We start from the raw sequence: 24213 nt of genomic DNA on the forward strand, positions 1-24213 counted from the left end.
GGTGCCGGCCGAGGCGACGGCGAGGGCCCGGATCGCGGTGGCGGCGCCGCCCTGCGGCGCGCGGTTGCCCTCCAGGGCGGCGTCGAGGACGTCGACGGCTGCGACGTCGGCCAGCGCCGGGACGACGACGTCGGCCAGCTCGTGGGCGGTCTGGTCGAGGTCGAGGGTGGTGCCGATGAGCACCGAGGCGTCGGCGATCAGGGCGAGCCGGCGGCGGGCCTCGGCGGCGGCCAGGTCGGCGCGGTAGCGGTCGGTGACGTCCACGACGGACGCGGCGACGCCGAGGATGTGCCCGCTCGCGTCCTCCAGCCGGTAGTAGGAGACCAGCCGGGCCCGGTCGTCCTCGCCCCCGCCGATGCCGCCCGCCACGAACCGGTCCAGCTCCGGCGCGCCGGTGGCCAGCACCCGGCGCATGGCGGCCTCGCTCTCCTCGATGTCCACGAACGGCAGCACCTCGCCGATCCGGTGCCCGAGGTGGTCCTCCGCGGGGAGGCCGTGGATGCGCTCCAGGGCGGGGTTGACCATCACGTAGCGCAGGTCGGTGTCGAGGACGGCGAGGCCGATCGGGGACTGGGCCACCAGGCGCAGCGAGAGCGCCAGGTCCCGTTCCAGGTCGCGCAGGACCTCCCGGTCGGTGGCGATGCCGAGGGCGTACATGCTGCCGTGCGGGCCCTCCAGCCGGACGTTGCGCAGCTCGACCAGGCGGGGGCCGCCGTCCTTGTGCCGGACGGGGAAGACGCCGGCCCAGCTCTCGCCCTCGCCCATCACCCGGTCGAACAGGTCGAGGACGACGGCCAGGTCCTCCTCGGCGACCAGCAGCCGGGCGGCGTACTGGCCGAGCGCCTCGGCGGGCGTCCAGCCGAACAGGTCCTGGGCCTGCGGGCTCCACAGGATGATCCGGCCCTCGCGGTCGAGGACGACGGCGGCCACGCTGAGCACGTCGAGGAGACCGCCCGCCTCGTCCCAGGCGGGCCGGGTCCGGCCGGGGCCGGTCCGGAATCCGTCGGTGGTGCCCATGCGAGGTCCTCCTTGCGCCCGCGCGCGGTGGGGCGGCCCCGGCGGCGCCGGGGCCCGGACGCCGCCGCGCCCGGTCCGGTACCGCCGCTCGCGCCGCCGTCCGCCGCGCCGCGGTCTCCATCGTCCCTCGGATCCCGCGCGGCGCGCAGCCGCTGCGGCCCGGGCGCGGCGTGGGAGTGGTGACCGTACGGGGGGCGGCTCAGGCGCCCGCGGGGCCCGCGGGGGCGCGGTGGCCGTCCGGGAGGGGCAGGGCGAACCACACGGTCTTGCCCGTCGGGGAGGCGTGGTGGCCCCAGCGCTCGGCGATCTGCTCGACGAGCCACATGCCGCGGCCGTTCTCGCTGTCCCGCCCGGCGAGCGAGCAGCGCGGCAGGGCGCCGCCGCGGTCGGTGACCCGGGCGACCAGGTGGCCGGGGGTGCGGGAGAGGGACAGCTCGACGTCGCCGGCGCCCTCGGGGACGTGCACGATCGCGTTGGTGACCAGTTCGGAGAGGAGCAGCGCGGCGTCGTCCGTCAGCGCGTCCAGTCCCCAGTCGGCCAGCAGGCGCCGGGAGAAGGCGCGGGCCGCCGCGACGGAGCGGGGGGAGGCGGGCAGGGAGATCGCGTGGGCCGGGCGGTGCGGGACGGCGGCCAGGGGCCGCGGGGCGACGGTGGGTCCCCCTGAGGCGCGGCGGCCCCACGGGCCGTTCCACGGGCCGGCCGGCGGCGGGACGGCCGCGTCGGGGACGCCGAGGAGGGCGTCCGCCGGAGACGCGGGGCTCAGGGTGTCACGGCTGGAAGCAGACATGAGGCTCTGTGCGATCGAGGGGGGACACGAAGGCGGACCGTGGGGGGTCGCGGGCTTCGCGGTGGTCTTCCCCACACTGGCGTGATTTCCGCCAGAGGTCTATACCCTCTCGGTCACGGTGGCCCTGCGGAGCGCTATGTTCGCAGGTGACGGGCGCTGAACGGGGTCTAAAGTCATGGTGAACACGGGGTGGGAGCCGTACTCCCCTCGGCCGGGCGGCCGGGCGACGGGTCAGCCGGGTGGCCAGGCGACCGGTCGGCCGGGGAACGCGGGGCTCCCCGGCCGCCGCCCGCGTCACTTGCGCGGGCACTCCTTCCACGCCAGGTGGTAGATCGTGTTGATGGCGCCGTCCGTCGAGTCCATGGTCATGAAGCTGTTGGTCTTGGAGGTGTCGGACGTGCCGGCGTTGACGCGGAGTTCCGTGTTGATGTTGAAGTTGCGCCGCTCGCCGCAGGGCGCCCACACCAGCGCGCCCACCGGAACCGAGTCGGTGGCCTGCCAGTTGTCGCCGTACGGGCCTCTGAAGGCGTGGGAGCTGGGCGTCGTCTGGGACGAGCCCTGGAAGTAGTACGAGGCCTTCTCCGTGCCGCTCGCCCCGGACTCCAGCTTGGCGTAGCCGCGGTAGTCGGCGCTGGCGATGGCGTAGGTGAAGCCCTGCGGGACGTGCACGATCAGGTTGAGCTGGCAGTTCTTGCGGAAGTCGGTGGGCTTGGAGCCCACGCCGACCTGGGCCAGGTAGTCGCTGTAGGTGACGGTGAAGGCGGTGTTGTCGGGCGACACCGCGACGGCGGCGGTGCCGACCGGACAGCCCGAGCCGTTGACGGTCGCGATCTCGATGACGATCTTGTCCGGCGGCGGGTTGGTGATGACCGAGGGCTGCTGGGTGCCGAACGCCGAGGCGAACAGCGCGGCGATCGCGCCGGTGGTGACCAGACCTGCGGGCATGGCGCTCCAATCGGTTGCCTTCGGGCGGCGTGGGCGGCCCGAGGGGACGGCGGGAACCATTCCGCGGCGTACGACCCTCGGTGCCCCTTGGAGCGGACCCTTCCGGGACGACCGGCCGGCCGGCGGCGGAACGACGTGCCGGACCGGAAGAAGGGCAGGTCAGGAGCATCGACACGCCATGCCCATGACAATCCTCACGGCCCGCTGGGACGGGGAGCGTTCGAATGATAGGGAGCCCCAGGGGGGTTGGCTAGGCCCCCCGCCGCGGGCCCGCCCGGCCACCGGCCGCGTCCGGTGCGGAACACCCCTCCGACCCCCGGCGCGCACTCCGTGACAATTCCGGAATTCAATGTTCCACCCCGCCCCCTCCCCCACTCCGCAAAACATTTGCCGCCCCAAACGCGCGTGCGACATAATGACGGCCTTTCACCACCGTTCATTTCTCACACCCGGGTGAGGGCCACTGCCCGATGGGCGTTTCTCTTCGCGCGTTCCGCGCACTCGTTCTCCTCTTCGGTTTCTATCTCTTCTGCGTCGCGGTGCTCTGCGCCCTGGTCGGCACCGGCGTGTTCGTCTACTGGTCGCTGGGGGCGCACGCCGCGACGCTGAAGCTCATCACCCTGCCCCTGCTGCTGGCCGTCCCGCTGGTCCGGGGCATGCTGCACCTGCGCACGCCGCAGGACGACGGCGAGGACGGTCTGCCCGTCACCGAGGCGGAGCAGCCCCGGCTGTGGGCGGCCGTCCGCGAGGTGGCCGCGGCGGCGGGGACGCGGGCGCCCGACGAGATCTTCCTCGTCGGCGACGTGAACGCGGCGGTCTCCGAGAACTCCCGCTTCCTGGGCCTGATTCCAGGGCGCCGCCGGCTCTATGTGGGAGTGCCGCTGATGACGGGCCTGATGGACAGTCAGCTTCGGGCGGTCCTCGGCCACGAATTCGGTCACTACTGCAATGCCGACACCCGTATCTCCGCCATCACCCTGCGCGGCCGGCACGCGCTCGCCCGGACGGTGACGTCCTTCCGGCGGGAATCCCGGAAACAGGTGGAGAAGGAGCTCACGAAACAGCGGGCGGCGGCCGAGAAGCGGATCCGCAAGGGGCGGCGGCCCAAGAAGACCGACGCCTCCGGCGCCGGGCTGAGCTACCGGCTGATGGCCCGGCTCTTCGTCGGCTACGCCAAGTTCTACCTGCGGACCACCCGCGGCGACGGTCGGCGGCAGGAACTCGCCGCCGACCGGGTGGCGGTGCGCGTCGCGGGCCGGGACGCCGCCGCGTCCGCGCTGCGGCGCACCGCCGCCCTCGCCGACCTGCACGACTTCTACCTCCACGGCTACGCCACCCTGGGCCTGCCGGCCGGACTGCTGCCGCCCGAGGGCCAGTTCTACGGCGGTCTCGGCCACCTGCTCGCGGCGCCGGGCCGGTACGCGGAGTTCGAGCGGCTGGCCCGCGAGCTGCCGGACACCGAGCCGTCGCCCTACGACGCGCACCCGCCGATGGCCGAACGGGTCGCGCGGATCGAGGCGCTGCCCGACGACGGCCGGGGCGCGGACGGGCCCGCGCGGTGGGCCCTGGAGCTCCTCGACGCGCCCGACCGGGTCCTGGCCCGGCTGGAGGAGGCGACGCTGACGCCCGAGGTGCTGCGACTGCGCCGCGCCTCGTGGCCGGAGCTCGTCCACTTCGGGATCCGCGCCCACCGGGCCGCCGAGGTGGAGCGGCTGCGCGCCGCCACGGCCGCGTACACCGGCGGCGACGGTTCGCTGCGCGCCCTGCTGGACGCGGCCGACGGCGGGCTCCTGTGGCACGTCGCCGCCCGGCTGGCCGGCGAGGACGGCGACGACGCCGAGGCCGATCCCCGGGCCGAACTCCTGCACGGCCTGCACGCGCTCCTCATCCTGGAGCTCGTCGACGCGGGCTGGGCCGGCTGGGAACTGTCCTGGTCGGACGCGGCCCGGCTGCGCCTGCCGGAGGGGTACGACGAGCTGGTGCCCGCCGCGGTGGCGGCGGTGGCCGCCGAGGTCCCGGACACCCGGCCGCTGCGGTCGCTGCTGCCGGCGGCCTGAACGCGCCCGCGTACGGGGGCCCGTGGCGGGCGCCGCGCCGCCCCCTGGCAGCATGACCCCGTCTCATCTGTCCCACCCATCACTCCCACCGCACCGAAGGACGACATGATGACGCTCCGCTGCACCGTGCTCGACGACTACCAGGGCGTCGCCCTCTCCACGGCCGACTGGTCGGTCCTCGGCGACGCCGTCGAGGTCCGGGTGGTGCGCGAGCACGTCGCCGGGCACGACCGGCTCGCCGAGGAGCTGGCCGACAGCGAGATCGTCGTCATCATGCGGGAACGCACGCCGTTCCCCGCCGAGTTGTTCGCCCGGCTGCCGAAGCTGCGGCTGCTGATCACCTCGGGCATGCGGAACGCGTCCGTCGACCTCGACGCGGCGGCCCGGCACGGCGTCACCGTGTGCGGGACCGACAGCAACCCCGAGCCGCCCGTCGAGCTGACCTGGGCGCTGCTCCTCGGGCTGGCCCGCGGCCTGGTCCCGGAGAACGCGGCGCTGCGCGACGGCGGCCCCTGGCAGAGCACCGTCGGGGCCGACCTGCACGGCCGGCGGCTGGGGCTGCTGGGGCTGGGGAAGACCGGCGGCCGGATGGCGCGGATCGGGCGGGCGTTCGGCATGGAGGTGGCGGCCTGGAGCCCCAACCTCACCGACGAGCGGGCGGCCGCCGCGGACGCCGTCCGGGTGTCCAAGGAGGAGCTCTTCTCGGACAGCGACTTCGTCTCCGTCCACCTGGTGCTGGGCGAGCGGACCCGCGGGCTGGTCGGCGAGGCGGAGCTCGGGCTGATGCGGCCGACGGCCTACCTCGTCAACACCTCGCGGGCGGCCATCGTGGACCAGGACGCGCTGGCCCGCGCGCTGCGCGACGGCCGGATCGCCGGGGCCGGCGTCGACGTCTTCGACGAGGAGCCGCTGCCCGCGGACCACCCCTTCCGCACCCTCCCCCGGCTGCTGGCCACCCCGCACCTGGGGTACGTCACGCGGCGCAACTACGACGGGTACTTCACCCAGGCCGTGGAGGACGTCGCCGCGTTCCTGGCGGGCGAGCCGGTCCGGCGCCTGGCCTGACGCTTCCGCCGCCCGCTGGGCGGCGTCGAACGGGCGCGGGGGGCGACGAACGGACACGGGGGGGCGACGAACGGACGCGGTGGCCGTCCCGGCGTGGACGGCCGCCCACGTGGCGGAAGAGAACCGCCGCCGCCCCGACGCCCGGGCCCCCGCGGGCCGTTCACGCGTCGGTCGCCAGCGCCAGCGACGCCCCCTCCTCGTCCGCCTCGGTGTCGAAGACGACCCGCCCGGCCAACCGGGTGGCGATCTCGTCGCGTTCGGCCGGGGTCGCGGCGCCGGTGACGAAGACCCCGGAGCGGGTGAAGGAGTCCTTCTCCGGGGGGATGACGTCACCGGGCCGGACGCGGAGGTCGGCGGCGAGGACGGCGGGGTGCGCGGCGAGTTCGTCCCAGCCGCGGACGGCGCGGAGTCGGCCGGGCGGGGCGAAGAGGAAGTCGACGCGGGCGGCGCGGCCCGGCTCGGGCGGCGGCGGGGGCGTCCGGCCGAGCAGGTCGTCGACGAGCGTGCCGTAGAGCTCCAGTCCGGGCCGGGTGTGCTCGACGAGGGCGTGGATGAAGTCGCCGCCGCCGCGGCAGTGGAACTCGCCGAGCACGATGCCGTCGGCGGTCACCCACAGCTCGATGTGGAAGACGCCGCGGGTGATGCCGACCGCCTTCAGCCCGCGGGCCACCGTGTCGCGGGCGAGCCGGTCCGTCGCCTCGTCGAGGCCGGCGGGCTGCTGCTGGCTGGTGGAGATGAAGCCGTCGGTGACGGCCTTCCGGGTCAGCGCGAGCACCTGCGGCTCGCCGCCGAGGACGATGCCCTCGGCCGAGTACTCGTCCCCGGCGACGAAGGTCTCCACGAGGAAGTAGGGGGAGGCCGGCAGCGGGCTCATGGCCTCCGACGGGAGGCGGAACTTCCGTACGGCCTCGGGTAGTTGCTCGGGGCTGCCGATGAGGGAGACGCCGATGCTGGCGAGGCCGTCGCGCGGTTTGACGACCCACGGGCCGGGGGCGGTCTCCCGCAGGAAGCGCTCGGCGTCGGCCACGTTGTCGCAGACGGCGGTGTGGGGCTGGGGGAACCCGGCCTCGCGGAGCCGCTGCCGGCACAGGTCCTTGGTGCGGACGCGGCGCACCGCGTCGGGGTCGTTGCCCGCGAGGCCGAGCTCCTGGGCGATGACGGCGGTCGGCAGCACCGACAGTTCGCGGACGGTGAGGACGGCGTCGATGGGCGGCCGGGTGGCGGCCCAGGCCCGGCAGGCCTCGGGGTGGTGGACGTCGAGGGCGACCACCTCGTCCACGTACCCGAGGTCCCGGGCGGTCGCGGACCGCAGGTTCTCCGGGGTGTCGGCGCCCACCAGGGTGACGCCGCGCCGCCGGGCCTGTTCGCTCAGCCGCCGGATCTGGTCCTGACCCCAGGCCGGCATTCCGGTGTTTCCCATGACGAGGAGCGTCACATCTGCCATACGACCGGCTCACTTCCTCTGACGACTGATCGGACGACTGGTCTGGCGACTGATCGGATTGCAGGGATTCCTGACGAAGCGTAGCGGTTCGCCGTGGTTCGGGGAGGGTGGCCGGACGGGTGTCGTACCGGCCGGACGGCTCGCGGGTGGCGACCGGATCGGGCGCCGGGAACGGTCGGCGTTATTTCGGCCAGGGTCGAAAAGGTACGCGCGGCGCATTGGCCACCTCCCGCCGCCGTCTCACATGCCGTATGCATATTCAGCATGCAATCATCTGTCGTGAAACCGTGTGCGCGGCATTTCGGGGAGTCCCCTGGAATGGATTCCGCAAGAGCCGGGCAAGGGTTTCCTCCGTCCAATGCGCGGCGCTGGTGACGGCCCGCCCCAACCGTCCCATGGCGGGGAACGCCTTCCGGCCAGAACCGGTCGATTGACAGCCCGAACGGCCCTCTCTAGCGTCAGGGGCGTCATGCTCCCGAAGGGGCGAACCCCTTCGCCCGACGGGGCGCACCCCTTCGCCGTCGCTTTACCGCCGGCCGTCCCCGCGCATTCCGGAAATCATCCGGGCGCGGCCGAACGGCCCGCTTCCACGCCCCATCCCCCGTTTCCTCTCCACCCCTTCTCCACCCCCTCTCCGCCTCTTCTCCCGCAAGGCCGTCCGCTCCGTGGATTCCCGCTCTGGAGGCGCCCGTATGGCCGTGGACCCCCTGCTCTCGCACCCGGATTTCACCGGTGCGGACGTGGCCGTGATGACGGAAATCGAAAACGAACTGGCCGACCGGCTGGACATGCTGGGCGATGACGGCGATCTCATCGTGGTGGCCGGTCTGGTGGCCGCGCGGATCGTCGACGCGGCCGTTCTGGAGAAAATCGCCGACGACCGCTCCGGGGCCGGGCGGCCGCTCGATCTCGCCGCCCACGGAATTCCGGCCGAGGAATTCACGCGTTTCCAGCGGCTCTGGTACCACTTCAAGGTGCCGTACGCGCGGGCGTCGCTGGTCTGGTGGCGGCTGTTCTGCCGGGCCGTCGGGCGCGGCGCCGCCGTGGACGAGGCGCTGGAGCGGATGGCCGACGGGCTGTCGGCGCTGCACGCTCCCCTCCCCGACGCCCTCGCGCGGGCCGGCGCGGGGGCGCCCGGCGGAACGGTGGTCGTCACGGCGGACGAGACGGCCGGGCTGCGGGCGCTGACGGCGGCCGTCCGGCTGGACGCGCCGCTGGTCGCGGTGGACGACGTCCACGCGGCCGTGACGGCCGGCCGGGAGCTCGGCCTCCGGGTGGTCACGGCCGACCCCGAGGCCGGCCCTTCGCCGGCGGGCGGGCGCGCCGCCCTGTGGCTGGGTCCGCCCGCCGTCCTGGAGGGCCTGCCGGAGCGGGCGCGTCGGGACTGGGCGGCGCTCCCCGCGGACGAACGGGAGGCGCTGCTGGCCGGGTTCGAGCGCCGGATCTCGTCCGTCGAGCGGGTCCGGCTGTTCGCCGGCGAGACGCTCCTCGACAACCGGGGCGTCGGCGCGGAGATGGCGGCCTGCCGCGCCCTGCCGCCGGCGGAGTGGAGTGGTACGCGGCTGGTCCTGGCGACGCTGCTGTGGTGCTGGCAGGAGGCCGGGTTCGTGCTCCAGGAACTCAACCAGTCCCTGCTGTCGTTCCCCGCGCTCTCCCTCTTCCTGCTGCGCAAGTCCCGTGGCTACGCGGGGCTGTTGGGCGAGGCCGAGCCGCCGGAGGCGACCGCCCCCGACGCCCTGGCGGCGGCCCGCCGGCTGGGCGGGCTGCGTACCCGCGCCGAGGAGCGGTACGAGCGGTGCCTGCACTTCGACGGCAGCAACTGGGAGCGCCGCGAGTTCCTGCTGCCGCTGTCGGTGTACCGGCGCAGCGCGCGCGTCCCGGACGGGCTGCCGGAGCGGCTGTACGCCGAGACGGGCGCGGAGTTCACCGGCCGTACCGGGTCCGCTGAGGAGTGGGACGGCTTCCTGGAGCGCGTGCTGGAGGCGGGGAGCTCGCCGACCCGGGCGATGCAGGCGGTGGCGCACTGGGCCGCGGACGCCGAGGACCTGCCGGTGGACATGGCGGTCTTCACGGTGCCGGTGGGCCGGAAGCTGCTGGAGCCGTGGACGATGGAGTTCACGGACCTGTTCTGCTACACGGGGTTCCGCTCCGGCTTCCGCCCGGAGGAGTTCGGCATCGCCAACGGCCGGCTGCTGATGTACAACGTCATCGCCCAGCGCATGCGGTACAACGCGGTGAAGAAGGCGCAGAACTACGCGCCGGTCATGCGGTTCGCCCCGCAGGGGTTCAACCTGCCGGACATCGCCGTCGCCGAGGACGCGTTCCACGGCGGCCACGCCGCGGCCGGCATCCGGCTGGCCTGCCGGCTCCCCATCACCGTCCGGTACCGCGACCGCGACTGGAACGGGCTGGCGGACGTCCGGCTGAACCGGTCGGCGTACAGCCGGGAGAACCGGTTCCGGCCGCGGGACATGGTGCTGGGCCACCGCTACACCGCGTGGGCGAAGGGGCTGGCCGACGCCACGTACCGCCGGGGTCTGAGCTTCGACGACAAGTGGACGGACAAGGTCAAGGACCTCGACCTGTGAGGACGGAGCCGGTGATGGGCGAGGCGATGACCGGGGCGGCGCCCCGGGAAGCGGCCGGGGCCGTACAAGAGGCGGCCGAGGCGGTCGAGGCGGTGGTCGAGCCGCTGCCGGACGGCAAGGGCTGCGTGGTGCGGCTGGGCGACCGGGTGGTCAGGGTCCCCGCGCGCTGCCCGCACCGCGGCGCGCCGCTCGCGGCCGGGCTGGTGACCGGCGTGTTCCTGGAGTGCCCCTGGCACGGGGCCACCTTCGACCTGCGCACCGGCCGGCGGGTGCGCGGTCCCCAGTGCGCCGACATCGCCGTGCGGCCCCTGCCGCCGGACGGCCGGGCGGCGACGGACGGTCCGGCGAGGACGGCCGTCCCGGCGAAACCGGAGGAGGGAAGCGCATGACGTACGTGATCACCGAGCCGTGTATCGACGTCAAGGACGGCGCCTGTGTGGATGTCTGTCCCGTCGACTGCATCGAGGGCGCGGAGGCCGAGGCGCCGCAGTTCTACATCGACCCCGCCCGCTGCGTCGACTGCGACCTGTGCGCCACCGTCTGCCCGGTGGACGCCATCTTCCGCGAGGAGGAACTGCCCGAGGAGTGGGAGCACTTCACGGCCGTCAACGCCGACTACTTCAGCGAGCGGGCGGAGGCGTGATGCGTTCCGAGGCCGACGACCTCTCCATCATCCGGTGGGCCAACGCCAGGATCGGCGACATCGCCACCTCGCTGCACGTCCCGCACGGCGAGCGGCCGGTGCACATGCACGGGGCGGACGCCACGGGGGTGGGGCTGGTGAGCAACGGCGCGATCGGCGCCGACGTCATCCGGCTGCCCGCGGGCGCCGGCTTCCCGCCGCACACCCACCCCGGCCACCACGTCCTGGTGGTCCTCGGCGGTCTCGGCACCATCACCTACAACGGGCGCGTCCACCCGACCGAGGCGGGCCAGATCTACCTGGTCGAGGGCTCGGTGTCGCACGCGGTCGGCGCGATCTCGGACCACGTGCTGCTGGCCATCGGCGCCCCGCACATGCCGGTGGAGTCCGAGCGGCGGATGGAGGTCGTGGTCTACGAGGAGGTGCTGAGCGAGGTCGGCAACCTGCACTGCCTCATCTGCGACCTCAAGTCCCGGCTGCCGGCGTACCTGCACGACGTGGGGTGCTCGCACTGCCCCTGCCACGACTGCGCGGCTCCCGGCCAGGCCCGGTGCTGACCCTACTCTCCCCTCCCGTCATCAAGGAGCCGTCCATGGGCATCTCGCGTTACCACACCCAGGTGACCCACCCTGGGCTGACCGCGCTCAAGGCGGAGATCGAGCCCGCCCGCAAGGGCGTCCTCGGCCACCCGATGTACCACAGCGTCACCAGCCCGGAAGCGGCGCGGATCTTCATGGAGCACCACGTCTTCGCCGTCTGGGACTTCATGTCCCTGCTCACCTCCCTCCAGCGGCGGCTCACCTGCGTGGAGGTGCCCTGGGTGCCGAGCGGCCCGGTGGCCAGCCGCCGGCTGATCAACGAGATCACGCTGGTGGAGGAGAGCGACGAGTACGGCGACGGCTTCATCAGCCACTTCGAGCTCTATCGGGCCGCGATGGACGACGTGGGGGCGGACACCGGGCCCGTCGACGCGTTCCTCCGTGCGCTGCGGGCCGGCGTGCCGGTGTCCGAGGCACTGCGGACGGCCGGGGTGCCGGAGCCGTCGGCGCGGTTCGTCGAGGGCACCTGGACCGTACTGGAGACGGCGCCCGTGCACTGCCAGGCGGCGGTGTTCGCGTTCGGGCGCGAGGACCTGATCCCCGAGATGTTCGAGCAGGTGGTGCGGATCGAGGACGCGGACGGGCGGCTGGCCCGGTTCAAGGACTACCTGGAGCGGCACATCGAGGTCGACGCGGACGAGCACACGCCGATGGCGATGCACATGCTGGTCGATGTGTGCGGCGACGACGGCGGGAAGTGGAGGCAGTGCGCGGACGCGGTGCGTTCCGCACTCCACGCGCGGGCGGATCTGTGGACGGGGATCACGGACGCGATCTCCAGCCCGTCCGGCGTTTGAGGACTGGGGGTACCCCCTCTGGGGAAGCCCGCAGGGCGCTTCGGGGGTGCGGGGGCGCAGCCCCCGCAAGAAACGGTGAAAGGGCGGGGCGGGGCAAACCCACGGCCCGTAGGGCCGTGCCCGCCCCCGCGGAGAGGAGAACGACGTGCTCACCGACCCCCGCACCGGCCACCCCCGTCCCCACCCCGCCGCGCCCGGCGACACCCCGGGCACGGCGGGGTCCGCCGGACACGCCGTCGCGGCGGCGCGGCGGGCGCTCCCCGGCTGGTCGGGACTGACGGCCAGGGAGCGGTCCCGGCGGCTGCTGCGGTTCGCGGCGGTGCTGGAGGAGGAGGCGGGGGCGTTCGCGGCGGCGGAACGGGCGGGCACGGGCAAGCCGTTCGCCGACGCCGCCGCCGAGGTGGCGCAGTGCGCCGACCTGATCCGCTTCTACGCCGGCGCGGCGCGCGCGGACCTCGCGCCGGCCGGGGGCCGGCGGCTGCCGGGCCGGGAGAGCTGGGTCCGGTGGGAGCCGCTGGGCGTGGTCGCTGCGGTCGTGCCGTGGAACTACCCGCTGCTGATGGCGGTCTGGCGGTTCGCTCCCGCGCTGGCGGCCGGCAACACCGTCGTCCTCAAGCCGGCGGAGACGACGCCGGACAGCGCGCTGCTGGCCGCCCGGCACGCGGACGAGGAGCTGGGCCCGGGCGTGCTGACCGCGCTGCCGGGAGGCCGGGAGACCGGCCGGCTGCTCGTCGGGCACGAGGGCGTGGACGCCGTCGCGTTCACCGGCAGCCGGGCCGGCGGGCTGGACGTGGCGGCCCGGGCCGGGGTACGCCGGGTGAGCCTCGAACTGGGCGGCAACTGCCCGGCGTTGGTGCTGCCGGACGCCCCCGCGTACACCTGGGAGCGGCTGACCGACGCCTGCGTGTACAACGCGGGTCAGAGCTGCGCCGCCCCGGCCCGGGTGCTCACCCCGCGGTCCTGCTACGAGCGGACGGTGGCCGGGCTGGCGGAGGCGATGGCGGCCCGTCGGGCGGGAGCGGACTTCGGCCCGCTGAACAACCCCGAGCAGCTGAAGCGGTTCGACGGGCTGCTGGCGGCGAGCCGGGCCGGCGTCCGGCACGTGGCGCCCGTCGCGCCGGGAGAAGACGAGCGGGACGGCTACTGGCAGCCGGCGACGGTCCTCGCCGACCTGCCGGACGACGATCCGGCGGTGCGGGAGGAGGTGTTCGGCCCGGTGCTCACCGTCCAGGCCGTGCCGGACACCGAGGCGCTGGTCGCGGCCGCCAACGGCGTGCCGCACGCACTCGCGGCGAGCGTGTGGGGCGAGACCGTGCCCGCCGTGCTGCGGCTGGCGGGCGCGCTGGACGCGGGTGAGGTGTGGGTCAACTGCCACCTGGAGCAGACGGCCGAACTCCCGCACGGCGGACGCCGGCAGTCCGGCCAGGGCACCGATCTGAGCGTGCTGGCGCTCGCCGAGTACCAGCGGCCGAAGACCGTCACCATCGCTCTGGAGTGACGCACCTGGACTGATGTGTTCCGCCATGGACCGATGTATTCCGCCATGCGTTCCGCACGGCCCGTTGATGACACGTGTGACTGTTCCGGCTCCCCCCGGCGTGGAAATCTCGACGCATCACAGCCGAGGGGGATCACGACATGGACAAGCGGTACGAGGTCTACTGCCTGGCCGACCGGCACTTCTACGAGACCCCGGACCGCCTGCCCGCCCTCGCCGGGACCGCCACGGAGGACGGTCTGTTCGAGACCGCCCGGCGGCCGGTTCCGGACGGCTGGGCCACCGCCCGCAACGGCGACTGGCTGAACCTCTTCCCGGCCGGCCCGGACGGCGGGCCGCTCCCGGGACAGCCGCTCCAGGGCTGGAAGATCCACGTCTCCGCGACCGCCGCCACGGCGGACAAGACGGCGGCGGACGTGTGGGACCACTGCGTCGCCCGGGGCATCCCGTTCAAGTTCGTGCCCGGGCCGCACCTGCTGCACCTGCGCAACACCAAGTACGCGGGCCGCGACCACAGCGGCAAGTTCGTCACCGTCTACCCGGCGGACGAGGAGCAACTGCGCACGACGCTGGAGGAGCTGGACGCGGTCCTCGGCGGCCGGCCCGGGCCGTACGTCCTCACCGACCTCCGCTGGAACGCGGGCCCCCTCTACGTCCGGTACGGCGCCTTCGCCCGCCGCTTCTGCGTCGGCGAGCGCGGCACGCTCGTCCCGGCGATCGAGGACGGCACGGGCCGGCTCGTCCCCGACTCCCGCGACCCGGCGTTCCGGGTCCCGTCCTGGGTGACCCTCCCGGCGTTCCTCGAACCCCACCTCGCGGCGCGCAACGCGACCACCGTGGCCGACCTGCCGTACCGCATCGAGAAGGCGCTGCACTTCTCCAACGGCGGCGGCGTCTACCGCGGCACCGACACCCGCGACGGGCGGAAGGTCGTCCTCAAGGAGGGCCGGCCGCACGCCGGTCTCGCGGCCGACGGCGCGGACGCCGTCGCCCGGCTGGAGCGGGAGCGCGACGCGCTGGAACGGCTCGCGGGCCTGGACGCCGCGCCCGGGCTGCGCGACTGGTTCACGCTCGGCGAGCACAGCTTCCTGGTGATGGACTTCGTCGAGGGCAGACCGCTCAACTCCTTCTTCGCCGAACGCCATCCGCTGCTCGCCGCCGAGCCCGACCCGGCCGCCACCGCCGCGTACACCGCGTGGGCGCTGCGGATCCACCGGGCGGTGGAGGAGGCCGTCGAGGCCGTCCACGAGCGCGGGCTGGTCTTCAACGACCTGCACATGTTCAACATCATGGTGGCGCCCGACGAACGGTCGGTCACCCTCATCGACTTCGAGGCCGCCGCGCCGGCGAGCGAGCACGGCCGGCAGGTCGTCGCCCACCCGGGCTTCTTCGCCCCGCCGGACCGCCGGGGCCGGGACGTGGACCGGTACGCGCTGGCCTGCCTGCGGCTGGCGCTGTTCCTGCCGGTCACCACGCTCTTCGTCATCGACCGGCAGCATGCCGCGCACCTCGCCGAGGTGATCGCCGCGCAGTTCCCGGTGGAGCGGGAGTTCCTGGACGAGGCGGTCGCGGAGATCACCCGTGACGCGGGGGCCGTTCCCCGGACCCGCTCCTCGGTCCGCCCGCCCCGGCCGGGCGACTGGCCGGCGAGCCGCGACTCCATGGTCCGCGCGCTCCTCGCCTCCGCCACGCCCGAGCGCGACGACCGCCTCTTCCCGGGCGACGTCGCCCAGTTCGGTGACGGCGGCGGACTCGGTCTCGCGCACGGCGCGGCCGGGGTGCTGTACGCCCTCGCGGAGGCGGGCGCGCCGCGCTACGAGGCGGGCGAGCGGTGGCTGCTCGACCACACCGACCCGCTGCCGCCGGGCACCCCGCTCGGTCTCTACGACGGCGTCGCCGGCGTCGCCCTCGTCCTCGACCGGCTCGGCCACACCGGGCGCGCCCTGGACCTGGCCGAGGCGGTCCTCCGCGAGAACTGGCAGCGGCTCTCCTCCGACCTGCGCGGCGGCCTGGCCGGCCTCGGCCTCCTCTTCGACCACCTCGCCGGCTCCACCGGGGACACCGCCCTGCGCGAACACGCCGTACGGGCGGCCCGGATCCTCGCCGACCGCCTCGCGGCCGACGCTTCCGGGGCCCCCGACAGCCCCCGCGCCGCCGGCCTGCTGCGCGGCGCGACCGGGCCCGCCCTCCTCTTCCTCCGGCTGTACGAACGGACGGGCGCACCCGAGCTCCTGGACCTGGCCGGCCGCGCGCTCCGCGCGGACCTCGCCCGCTGCGTCACCACCGGCAACGGGACGCTGGAGGTCGACGAGGGCTGGCGGACCATGCCGTACGTCGGGGACGGGAGCGTGGGCATCGGCATGGTGCTCGACGACTTCCTCGCGGCGGCGGCCGACGGATCGGCCGACGACCCGGCGCTCGTCGCGGCCCGCGACGGGATCGCGGCGGCAGCCCGGGCCCGGTTCTACGCCCAGCCGGGCCTGTTCCAGGGCCGCGCCGGCATGGTCCTGCACCTCGCCCGCACCTCCGCGCCCGGCGTCACGCCCGGACAGGTGGCCGCCCAGGTCGACGGCCTGGACTGGTACGCCATGGGCTACCGGGGCGAACTCGCCTTCCCCGGCCACCAGATGATGCGGCTCTCCATGGACCTCGCCACCGGAACGGCCGGCTGTCTCCTGGCCCTGACCGCCGCCCTCGGCGACCGCCCGGCCCACCTGCCGTTCCTCCCGCCCCTCCCGGGCTCCCGCCCGGTCACGGGCCCCTGAACCCGGCACCGCCGTTCGGCGGGGCCGTAGCACAGCACCGACAGTCCCCGAGAAAGGACACAGTCATGGCACTTCTCGACCTGCAGAACATGGAGTCCGACGAGCTGCACGGCGGTGGCGGCGGCGGGCAGAGCACCGTCAGCCTGCTCTCCTGCGTCAGCGCGGCGAGCGTTCTCCTGTGTCTGTGACCCGACGGGTCCAACGGGCCTGAGGCCCCGGCCGGTCCTCCTCCGCGGGGGGCCGGCCGGGGTCCGGCCGTGGGGTGCCCCGGTCCCGCCCTTTCACCGTTTCCTGGGCTGCGCCCCAGACCCCCTTGTCGCGGCTTCGCCGCTCGTCCTCAATCGCCGGACGGGCTGAGAGTGCCCGCTGAGGCACGATTCAGCCCGTTGGGGGTCCCCCCTCTGGGGGAGTTTGAGGACAACCGCGCGGAGCGCGGTTTCGGGGGTCTGGGGGCTGGCCCCCAGGAAACGGTGAAAGGGCGGGACTGGGGCACCCCTCTCCCCCGCAACCACGAAGGCGGTGCCCCCATGACGCCCGGCGACCAGCTCCTCCTCGCCACCACGCGCCACAGCGCGGGCCGAGCCGCCACCCTCACACTCCTCTCCCTCGCCTCGGCAAGCGCCGCGCTCCTCCTCCCCGCCGCCCTCGGCCGCGCCGTGGACCTCCTCCTGACCCACGACAGCGGAGCCACCCACTGGGTGGCACTGTGCGCCGCACTCCTGGCCGCACCGGCCGCCCTGGACGCCCTCACCGACCTCCTGGCAGGCACCACCACCGCCCGAGCCACAGCCTGGCTACGCCACAAACTCCTGCGGCACGCCCTGGCCACCGGCCCCCGCGCCACCGCCGACAGCCCGCCGGGAGATCTGGTCACCCGCCTCGTCGGAAACACGGCGGACGCCGGTGCCGCCCCGGCCGCCCTCGCCGCGGCCGTCGCCTCGGTGGCCGCACCGCTGGGCGGCGTCGTCGCCCTCGCCCTCATCGACCCCTGGCTGGCCGCCGCGTTCCTGGCCGGGGCGCCGCTGCTCGTCCTCCTCCTGCGCGCGTTCACCCGCGCCTCCACCGACTGCGCCGCCCGCTACCAGCGCCTCCAGGGCGACATCGCCGGACGGCTGGCCGAGGCCCTGACCGGAGCCAGGACCATCGCCGCCGCGGGCACGGCCGACCGCGAACGCGCCCGGATCCTGCGGCCGTTGGGCGGCCTCTCCCGGCAAGGCCACCGGGTGTGGCGGGTCCAGGGACGTGCCGCCGCCCGCGCCGTCACGCTCGTGCCGCTGCTGCAGATCGCGGTTCTCGCCGTCGCCGGACTGCTGCTGTCCCGGGGACGGATCAGCGTGGGCGACGTGCTGGCCGCCTCCCGGTACGCGGTGCTCGCGACCGGTGTCGGCATGCTCGTCGGGCAGCTGGGCGGGCTGGTGCGCGGCCGGGCCGCCGCCCGCCGGCTGGCCGAGGTGCTCGCCGTCCCCGCGCCGGGGTACGGGACGCGGCCGGCGCCGTCCGGCGACGGGACGCTGGAACTGCGCGGCGTCACCGCCGTCCGCGGCGACCGGACCGTCCTGCGCGACGTCGATCTCACCGTCCCGGGCGGCACGTCGGTGGCCGTCGTGGGCCGGTCCGGGACCGGCAAGTCCGTGCTGGCCGCGCTCGCCGGGCGGCTCGCCGACCCGGACGCGGGAACCGTCGCGCTGGACGGCGTCCCCCTCCCGGAGCTGAGCCACGACGCGCTGCGGCACTCCGTCGGCTACGCCTTCGAACGGCCCGCGCTGCTCGGCGGCACGATCGGCGGCACGATCGCCTTCGGCGCGGCCGATCCGGGGCACGACGCGGTGACCGCCGCCGCCCGGGCGGCCTGCGCGGACGGCTTCGTCCGGCGGCTGCCGGAGGGGTACGCGACGCCGTGCGCCTCGGCGCCCCTGTCCGGCGGCGAGACCCAACGCCTCGGCCTGGCGCGGGCGTTCGCGCACGCGGAACGCGTCCTCGTCCTCGACGACGCCACCTCCAGCCTGGACTCCCCCACGGAACGCGAGGTCGGCCGGGCGCTGCTGCACGACGTCGCCGCCCGCACCCGGCTGATCGTCGCCCACCGCGCGTCGACGGCCGCCCGCGCGGACCGGGTCGTCTGGCTCGACGACGGCCGGGTGCGGGCGGCCGGGCCGCACGCGGAGCTGTGGCGGCTGCCCGAGTACCGGGCGGTGTTCGGTGCCTGAGCCGGGCCGTACGCCGTCGACCGCCCGGCAGGGGCTGCGGTTCCTCGCCGCCCGGCGGGCAGCCCTGGCCCGGCTCGCCGGCTGGTCGGTCCTGGAGGCCGGCCACACCTTCACCTTGGGGTACGCGCTGGCCCGGGCCCTGGACCGGGGCTTCCTCGCCGGCCGGGAGGCCACCGGCCTCGGCTGGCTCGGCCTGGCGGCCCTGGCCGTCCTCGCCGGGGCGTACGGCACCGGGCGCACCTACCGCGCCACCGCCGACCTCGTGGAGCCGCTGCGCGACGGCCTCGTCCGGCGCGTGGTCGGCCGGGCGCTCGTGGACGGCGACGGCGCGGCGGTCTCCCGCCTCACCCACCAGGTGGAGATCGCCCGCGACACGTTCGCCGGGCTCGTGATGGTCTCCCGCTCCTTCGTCTTCACGGCCGGCGGCGCGCTGGCCGGACTGTGCGCCCTGGCGCCCGCCCTGCTGCTGGCCGTGGTGCCGCCGCTGCTGCTGGGGCTGCTGCTCTTCCTGCTGACGCTGCGGGTCCTGGCCCGCCGCCAGGAGGCGGTACTCGTCGCGGACGAGGCGCTCGCCCGCTCCCTCGACGAGGTGGCCCGCGGTCTGCGCGACATCACGGCGGGCGGTGCGGAACGGCGCGTGGCCGCCGCGACCGGCGCCCTCGTCGACGCCGAACGGGACGCGGCCCGCGCCCTCGCCCGCTGGTCCGTCGTCCGCGTCGCCGCCCTCGCCCTGGCCGGCCGCCTCCCGATCGTCCTCCTCCTCGCCCTGGCCCCCTGGCTCCTGGACCACGGCGCCACCCCCGGCGCCTTCGTCGGCGCCCTGGCCTACGTGACCCAGTCCCTCCTCCCGGCGGTCCAGGAACTCGTCCACGGCCTGGGCGCGAGCGGCGCCCGACTGGCCGTCGTCATACGCCGGTTGACGGCGGGGACGGGGAGCGGCACCGGGCGGCCCGACGGCCCCGGGCCGGGCAGATCCACGGGGAAGGCAGGCGCGGCCCCGGACGCAGCGCCGCGCGAGTGCGCGCCCCACTCGCCGCACCCCTCCCTCACCCCCGCCCTGGAATTCCGCGGCGTCACCTTCGCCTACGGACCGCACGCCGCCCCCGTCGTCCGGTCGCTGGACCTGAGCGTCGCGTCGGGGGCGCGGCTCGCCGTCGTCGGGCCGAGCGGGGTCGGGAAGTCGACGCTGGCCGGGCTGGCGGCCGGGCTGTTGGTGCCGGCCGGGGGCGAGGTCGTCGTCGGGGGGCTGCCCGCGCGGGGGGCGGCGGCGCGGGCGGGGCGGGTGCTGATTCCGCAGGAGGCGTACGTGTTCTCGGGGACGCTGGGCGAGAACCTGGGCTATCTCCGGGCGGATCCGGTGCCGGAGGACGAGTTGTGGGCGGCCGCGGAGGCCGTCGGCATGGGGGAACTGGCCGAGCGGCTCGGCGGGTTCGGGACGGTCGTGGCGCCCGCGGGGCTCTCGGCGGGCGAGCGCCAGTGGATCGCGCTGGCCCGGGCGTACCTGTCGCCGGCGCCGCTGGCGCTGCTGGACGAGGCGACGTGCCACCTCGACCCGGCCGCCGAGGCCCGCGCCGAGGACGCGTTTGCCCGGCGGCCGGGCGGGACCCTGGTCGTCGTCGCGCACCGCGCCGCGTCGGCGCTCCGCGCTGACCGGGTGCTGGTGATGGACGGGCCGCACACGGTGTGCGGGGAGCACGCGGAGCTGCTCCGCGTGTCCCCGCTGTACCGCGATCTGATGGCGGACGCGGACGCCGGGGGCCCGTCAGACCCAGCCGGCTCCCTGGGCGACTCTTATCGCGTCGACCCGGTTGCGCGCGCCGGTCTTCCGGGTGATCGCGCACATGTAGTTGCGCACGGTGCCGTGCGACAGGTGCAGGCTGCGGGCGATCTCCCCGACGCCGGCGCCCTCGGCGGCGAGTGACAGCACGGTGAGCTCACGGCGGGTGAGCGGGATCTCGGAGGCCTCCAGGAAGCCGAAGCCGAGGGACTCGTCGATGTAGCGCTCGCCTTTGGCGACGTGCCGGATGCCCTCGACCAGCCGGTCGGGCGAAGCGTTTTTGCTCAGGTACCCCAAGGCTCGCTCCTCGTACGCGCGGCGCAGCGGCCCCGGCCGTTCCGCGGTCGCCAGGGCGAGCAGGGCCGGACGCGCGTCCCCTGCGGCACATCCGCCCGACAGCTCACGCAGGCCCGGTCCCGCCGCGTGCGGGCTGTCCATGTCGACGACGCAGACGCGCGGCCGTACCGTCCGCGCGGTGAGGACCGCGCGGCGCCAGGGCGCGGCGTGCACCTCGAACTCCGGTTCTCTTCCGATCAGTTCCATGAGGGCGGTGCGCAGCAGCGAGGTGTCGTGCACCAGGAGAACTCGAATCACGGATCCCGTCCCACCCTTCCCGTTTCCCCCCGTTGTGCGTCTTGCTCGGGGCACGTCAACAATTCATACCGGCGTGTGCCACGGTCACGGGCGGGGATCACTGACCCGCTGGGGGCGCAAGGGCGCACAACTTCCGCCACGCGCGCCCCAAGTTCACTCGAACGCGCCTGCCGGAACTCTTGAAAGAGCAGTATTTCCCCCGGTCCGTCAAGGCCGTGTGGTTCGCCGACACCGGTTTCCCCGAAAAACGGTGCGGCAGTCGGGGCGGATGGGGAAGCCGTGATTCCGAGTAGAGAGGGGGGACGCGCCTCAGGCGCCCGTGAAGCGGGCCAGGACGTACAGGGCGGGCCCGGACAGGTCACCGTCCGAGGTATCGGCGGAATCGACGGCATCCGTGTCGTCGTACATGGCGAGCACCCTGAACCCGTGCTCCGCCAAGTGGTGCTCCAGCTCCATCGGATACAGCAGCCGGAACCGCACGTGGTCCGTCAGCGGCTCCCGCCCCGCGACGCGCCACAGCCGCCTGCGGGTGAGGAGCTGGTGCCGGCGGTCGAGGGTGTACGTGGCCTCGGCGGTGGCGGTGAAGGCGGGGGCGGCGAGGGTGAAGTGGCGCTGGAACGCCGCCTCCTCGGGGTCGGCCAGCGGGTTGGGCACGTGCACGAACAGCAGCGCCCCCGGCCGGCAGTGGGCGGCGAAGGTCTCCACCGCGCGGGACACGTCCGCGTTGGCGTGCAGGTTGGACAGCGCCCAGCCGAAGCAGGTGACGGCGTCGAAGGTCCGGCCCAGGCGCAGGCTCCGCATGTCGCCGACGCGGTAGTCGGGCCCCGGCCGCCGCTCGCGGGCGAAGGCGAGCATGTTCTCCTGGCAGTCGAAGCCTACGCAGTCCACCCCCGCCTCGGTGAAGTAGGCGACGTGCCGGCCGGTGCCGCAGCCGGCGTCGAGCAGCGTCCGGACGCCGCCGGGGGCGTGCGCGGCGAACAGCCGTTCGCAGAACCGGGGGATGTCCTTCTCCGTCCCCGGGTACATCTCCTCGTACAGCTCCGGATGGTCGTAGAGCAGGTTGCTCAGCAGAGGGTCCATCGCTGCCTCTCCCACGGCGGTGCCTGTCATGCGGCGGCGCCACTCACACGGCGGTGCCGCCTGGTTCGGTGTCGAAGACGATGCGCGCCGCCAGCCCGGCCACCAGCGCGTCGAGGGCGTCCGCGTCCGGCGCGGCGGCGACGAAGACCCCGGGCCGGGAGTACGAGTCCCGGGCGGGCCCGATCACGTCCCCCGGCGCGACGCGGAGGTGGGCCGCCAGCACGGCCGGGTGCCGGCGCACCTCGTCCCAGCCGCGGACCGCGCGCAGCCGGCCGGGCGGCGCGAGCGGGAACTCGGCGCGGGCCGCGCCGGACGCGGCGGGCACGGGGGCCGGGGCGCGACCGAGCAGGTCGTCGATGAGGGTGCCGTACAACTCCAGCCCGGGGCGGGTGTGTTCGACGAGGGCGTGGATGTAGTCGCCGCCGCCGCGGTCGTGCAGCTCGCCGAGGACGACACCGTCCGGGGTCACCCAGAACTCGACGTGGAAGATGCCCCGGGTGACGCCGACGGCCGTGAGCGCGCGGGCGACCGCGTCGGCCGCCACCTCGGCCGTCGCCTCGTCCAGCCCCGCGGGCACCCGCTGGCTGGTCTCCACGAACCCGTCGCCGGTCCCCTTGCGGGTGAGGGCGAGGACGCGGGGGACGCCGCCGACGAGGACGCCCTCGGCGGAGTACTCGGCACCTTCGACGAAGGTCTCCACGAGGAAGCCGGCGGACGCGGGGAGCGCACCCATGGCAGCCGGCAGTGACCCGAATTTGCCCAGTGCCTCCGGGAGTTGGTCCGGACGGTCGATCCGGGAGACGCCGATGCCGGCCAGCCCGTCGCGCGGCTTGACGACCCACGGGCCGGGAGGGGTCGCGCGCAGGAAGCGCTCGGCGTCGGCGAGGTCCGCGCAGAGCGCGGTGCGCGGCTGGACGAAGCCCGCCGCGCGCAGCCGGTCGCGGCACAGGTCCTTGTTGCGGACCCGCCGGACGGCCTCGGGGTCATTGCCCGCGATGCCCAGCTCGCGGGCGATCACCGCGGCGGGGAGGACGGACAGTTCGCGGATGGTGGCCACCGCCGAGACGGCGGGCCGGCCGGCCGCCCAGGCCCGGCAGGCGCCGGGGTCGTGGACGTCGAGCGGCAGCACGGCGTCGTAGCGGGCGAGCTCGTCGGGCGTGGCCGTCCGCAGGTTGCCGGGGGTGTCGGCGCCGGTGAGGGCGAGTCCGCGGCGCCGGGCCTGCTCGCACAGCCGCCGCAGCTGGTCGCGCGCCCAGGGCGTCAGGGCGGTGCAGCCCAGGACGAGGAGCGTCTCCTCCGTCATGCCGACCGGTACTCCTCCCCGTCCACGGAAGGTGCCGACGGGCGGGCCGCGGTGCGGGTCACCGTGCGGTCACCGGACGCGCCGTCGGGCAGGGCCCTACGAGTATGCGCACCCGCCGGGTGCCTGCCAACCACAGGCGTCCGGCGGGCGCGTCGGAGGGGCGGGAAGCGGCCAGCGGGCGGTCAGCCGGCCGCCGGGCGGAGCTCCAGCGTGCAGCACTTGACGCTGCCGCCGCCCTTGAGCAGCTCGGCCAGGTCGACGCCGACCGGCTCGAACCCGCGGGCGGCCAGCCGCTCGGCCAGCCCGGTGGCGGCCTCGGGCAGCACGACGTGCAGGCCGTCGCTGACGGCGTTGAGGCCGAGCACCGCCGCGTCCTCGGCGGTCGCCAGCACGGCGTCCGGGAAGAGGCGTTCGAGCACGGCCCGGCTGCCGGGGGTGAACGCGCCCGGGTAGTACATGACCTCGTCCGGGCCGAGGACCGCCAGAGCCGTGTCGAGGTGGTAGTAGCGCTCGTCCGTCAGCTCCAGGCTGACGACCGGGCGGCCGAAGAACTCCTGCGCCTCCGCGTGCGACTCGGGCGCGCTCCGGAAGCCCTTGCCCGCGAGCACCCAAGCGCCGGTGACCAGGAAGTCGCCCTCGCCCTCGTTGACGTGCACCGGGTCCAGCGTCTCGGTGTACCCCCGGGACCGGAACCAGTCCAGGTAGGCGGGGCCCTCCGCGGCCCGCTCGGCGTTCCGGAAGCGGGCGCCCAGCACCTTGCCGTCGACGACGGTGGCGCCGTTGGCCGCGTAGACCATGTCGGGGAGGTCCGGCAGCGGCTCGATGACGTCGACGCGGTGGCCGAGCCGGAGGTAGAGGTCCCGCAGGTCCTCCCACTGGGCCACGGCCAGGTCCGTGTCCACGGGCTTGGCGGGATCCATCCAGGGGTTGATGGCGTAGGTGACACGGAAGTGGGTGGGCGGGCACATGAGGTAGTGGCGGGGGCGGGCCGTACGGGGTGTGGCGGGCATGGTGTGCTCCTCGGTGGGGGTTTCTCGGGGTTCCGGT

19 protein-coding genes and 1 pseudogene are annotated in these 24213 nt (G+C 74.9%); 12 read left to right on the forward strand and 8 right to left on the reverse strand.

Annotated elements, in window-relative coordinates:
• The 3 genes from JNW98_RS07410 to JNW98_RS07420 form a co-directional block, all read right to left on the reverse strand.
• Nucleotides 1-1017 (reverse strand): PAS domain-containing protein (locus JNW98_RS07410; protein ID WP_223767286.1); only part of this gene is annotated, 1017 nt, incomplete at its 3' end.
• A 199-nt stretch (nt 1018-1216) separates the two neighbouring features.
• On the reverse strand, nt 1217-1804 hold the full coding sequence (locus JNW98_RS07415) for an ATP-binding protein (protein WP_223767287.1): 588 nt from the start codon (nt 1802-1804) through the stop codon (nt 1217-1219).
• A 294-nt stretch (nt 1805-2098) separates the two neighbouring features.
• A complete protein-coding gene (locus JNW98_RS07420) occupies nt 2099-2749 on the reverse strand; it encodes a DUF4360 domain-containing protein (protein WP_223767288.1) in 651 nt (216 codons plus the stop codon).
• A 470-nt stretch (nt 2750-3219) separates the two neighbouring features.
• Between JNW98_RS07420 and JNW98_RS07425 the strand changes: the two genes are divergently transcribed.
• Nucleotides 3220-4806 carry a M48 family metalloprotease gene (locus JNW98_RS07425; protein ID WP_223767289.1) on the forward strand — a complete coding sequence of 529 codons (1587 nt, stop codon included), beginning with the start codon at nt 3220-3222 and terminating at the stop codon, nt 4804-4806.
• A 108-nt stretch (nt 4807-4914) separates the two neighbouring features.
• Complete coding sequence (locus JNW98_RS07430; protein WP_223767353.1) at nt 4915-5871, forward strand: D-2-hydroxyacid dehydrogenase family protein; 957 nt, start codon at nt 4915-4917, stop codon at nt 5869-5871.
• 160 nt (nt 5872-6031) lie between these two features.
• Here JNW98_RS07430 and JNW98_RS07435 read toward each other — a convergent pair whose 3' ends face one another.
• Nucleotides 6032-7291, reverse strand: a complete 1260-nt coding sequence (locus JNW98_RS07435; RefSeq protein ID WP_223767290.1) for an ATP-grasp domain-containing protein — start codon at nt 7289-7291, stop codon at nt 6032-6034.
• A 716-nt stretch (nt 7292-8007) separates the two neighbouring features.
• Between JNW98_RS07435 and JNW98_RS07440 the strand changes: the two genes are divergently transcribed.
• From JNW98_RS07440 to JNW98_RS07485, 10 genes are all read left to right on the forward strand, one after another.
• Nucleotides 8008-9903, forward strand: a complete 1896-nt coding sequence (locus JNW98_RS07440) for a hypothetical protein (protein WP_223767291.1) — start codon at nt 8008-8010, stop codon at nt 9901-9903.
• Nucleotides 9900-10292 carry a Rieske (2Fe-2S) protein gene (locus JNW98_RS07445; protein WP_223767292.1) on the forward strand — a complete coding sequence of 131 codons (393 nt, stop codon included), beginning with the start codon at nt 9900-9902 and terminating at the stop codon, nt 10290-10292. The genes JNW98_RS07440 and JNW98_RS07445 overlap by 4 nt, the downstream gene beginning before the upstream one ends.
• The gene (locus tag JNW98_RS07450; protein WP_223767293.1) at nt 10289-10546 is read left to right on the forward strand and encodes a 4Fe-4S dicluster domain-containing protein; all 258 of its coding nucleotides are present in this window, start codon (nt 10289-10291) and stop codon (nt 10544-10546) included. Before JNW98_RS07445 ends, JNW98_RS07450 begins: the two co-directional genes overlap by 4 nt.
• Complete coding sequence (locus JNW98_RS07455; RefSeq protein ID WP_223767294.1) at nt 10546-11103, forward strand: cupin domain-containing protein; 558 nt, start codon at nt 10546-10548, stop codon at nt 11101-11103. The genes JNW98_RS07450 and JNW98_RS07455 overlap by 1 nt, the downstream gene beginning before the upstream one ends.
• A 35-nt stretch (nt 11104-11138) precedes the next feature.
• Entirely contained in the window at nt 11139-11942 is an 804-nt protein-coding gene (locus JNW98_RS07460; protein WP_223767295.1) for a DUF3050 domain-containing protein, read from the forward strand.
• 145 nt (nt 11943-12087) lie between these two features.
• Nucleotides 12088-13440 carry an aldehyde dehydrogenase family protein gene (locus JNW98_RS07465; RefSeq protein ID WP_223767296.1) on the forward strand — a complete coding sequence of 451 codons (1353 nt, stop codon included), beginning with the start codon at nt 12088-12090 and terminating at the stop codon, nt 13438-13440.
• Nucleotides 13441-13580: 140 nt separating this feature from the next.
• The gene (lanKC, locus tag JNW98_RS07470; protein WP_223767297.1) at nt 13581-16205 is read left to right on the forward strand and encodes a class III lanthionine synthetase LanKC; all 2625 of its coding nucleotides are present in this window, start codon (nt 13581-13583) and stop codon (nt 16203-16205) included.
• Between the two features lie 65 nt (nt 16206-16270).
• Nucleotides 16271-16393, forward strand: a complete 123-nt coding sequence (locus JNW98_RS07475; protein ID WP_223767298.1) for a SapB/AmfS family lanthipeptide — start codon at nt 16271-16273, stop codon at nt 16391-16393.
• 339 nt (nt 16394-16732) lie between these two features.
• Entirely contained in the window at nt 16733-18412 is a 1680-nt protein-coding gene (locus JNW98_RS07480; RefSeq protein ID WP_223767299.1) for an ABC transporter ATP-binding protein, read from the forward strand.
• Nucleotides 18405-20333, forward strand: a complete 1929-nt coding sequence (locus JNW98_RS07485; RefSeq protein WP_223767300.1) for an ATP-binding cassette domain-containing protein — start codon at nt 18405-18407, stop codon at nt 20331-20333. The genes JNW98_RS07480 and JNW98_RS07485 overlap by 8 nt, the downstream gene beginning before the upstream one ends.
• Here JNW98_RS07485 and JNW98_RS07490 read toward each other — a convergent pair.
• The 4 genes and pseudogenes from JNW98_RS07490 to ddaH form a co-directional block, all read right to left on the reverse strand.
• Nucleotides 20256-20732: pseudogene (locus JNW98_RS07490) on the reverse strand (LuxR C-terminal-related transcriptional regulator); the annotation flags it as partial. The gene JNW98_RS07485 and the pseudogene JNW98_RS07490 sit on opposite strands and share 78 nt — an antisense overlap.
• A 360-nt stretch (nt 20733-21092) precedes the next feature.
• Nucleotides 21093-21863: a class I SAM-dependent methyltransferase gene (locus JNW98_RS07495; RefSeq protein WP_223767301.1), complete on the reverse strand. Its 771-nt coding sequence runs from the start codon at nt 21861-21863 to the stop codon at nt 21093-21095.
• Between the two features lie 43 nt (nt 21864-21906).
• Nucleotides 21907-23166: an ATP-grasp domain-containing protein gene (locus tag JNW98_RS07500; RefSeq protein WP_223767302.1), complete on the reverse strand. Its 1260-nt coding sequence runs from the start codon at nt 23164-23166 to the stop codon at nt 21907-21909.
• 182 nt (nt 23167-23348) lie between these two features.
• On the reverse strand, nt 23349-24176 hold the full coding sequence (gene ddaH, locus JNW98_RS07505) for a dimethylargininase (RefSeq protein ID WP_223767303.1): 828 nt from the start codon (nt 24174-24176) through the stop codon (nt 23349-23351).
• Nucleotides 24177-24213: the final 37 nt, after the last annotated feature.

The organism is Streptomyces huiliensis, from assembly GCF_020037025.1.
In the GTDB taxonomy this organism is placed as follows: Bacteria; Actinomycetota; Actinomycetes; order Streptomycetales; family Streptomycetaceae; genus Streptomyces; species Streptomyces huiliensis.

Coding starts and splice junctions, on each gene's coding strand:
- JNW98_RS07425 (WP_223767289.1), top strand. CDS start 3,220: ATGGGCGTTTCTCTTCGCGCGTTCCGCGCACTCGTTCTCCTCTTCGGT.
- JNW98_RS07420 (WP_223767288.1), bottom strand. CDS start 2,749: ATGCCCGCAGGTCTGGTCACCACCGGCGCGATCGCCGCGCTGTTCGCC.
- JNW98_RS07480 (WP_223767299.1), top strand. CDS start 16,733: ATGACGCCCGGCGACCAGCTCCTCCTCGCCACCACGCGCCACAGCGCG.
- ddaH (WP_223767303.1), bottom strand. CDS start 24,176: ATGCCCGCCACACCCCGTACGGCCCGCCCCCGCCACTACCTCATGTGC.
- JNW98_RS07430 (WP_223767353.1), top strand. CDS start 4,915: ATGACGCTCCGCTGCACCGTGCTCGACGACTACCAGGGCGTCGCCCTC.
- lanKC (WP_223767297.1), top strand. CDS start 13,581: ATGGACAAGCGGTACGAGGTCTACTGCCTGGCCGACCGGCACTTCTAC.
- JNW98_RS07415 (WP_223767287.1), bottom strand. CDS start 1,804: ATGTCTGCTTCCAGCCGTGACACCCTGAGCCCCGCGTCTCCGGCGGAC.
- JNW98_RS07435 (WP_223767290.1), bottom strand. CDS start 7,291: ATGGGAAACACCGGAATGCCGGCCTGGGGTCAGGACCAGATCCGGCGG.
- JNW98_RS07475 (WP_223767298.1), top strand. CDS start 16,271: ATGGCACTTCTCGACCTGCAGAACATGGAGTCCGACGAGCTGCACGGC.
- JNW98_RS07495 (WP_223767301.1), bottom strand. CDS start 21,863: ATGGACCCTCTGCTGAGCAACCTGCTCTACGACCATCCGGAGCTGTAC.
- JNW98_RS07440 (WP_223767291.1), top strand. CDS start 8,008: ATGGCCGTGGACCCCCTGCTCTCGCACCCGGATTTCACCGGTGCGGAC.
- JNW98_RS07450 (WP_223767293.1), top strand. CDS start 10,289: ATGACGTACGTGATCACCGAGCCGTGTATCGACGTCAAGGACGGCGCC.
- JNW98_RS07460 (WP_223767295.1), top strand. CDS start 11,139: ATGGGCATCTCGCGTTACCACACCCAGGTGACCCACCCTGGGCTGACC.
- JNW98_RS07455 (WP_223767294.1), top strand. CDS start 10,546: ATGCGTTCCGAGGCCGACGACCTCTCCATCATCCGGTGGGCCAACGCC.
- JNW98_RS07500 (WP_223767302.1), bottom strand. CDS start 23,166: ATGACGGAGGAGACGCTCCTCGTCCTGGGCTGCACCGCCCTGACGCCC.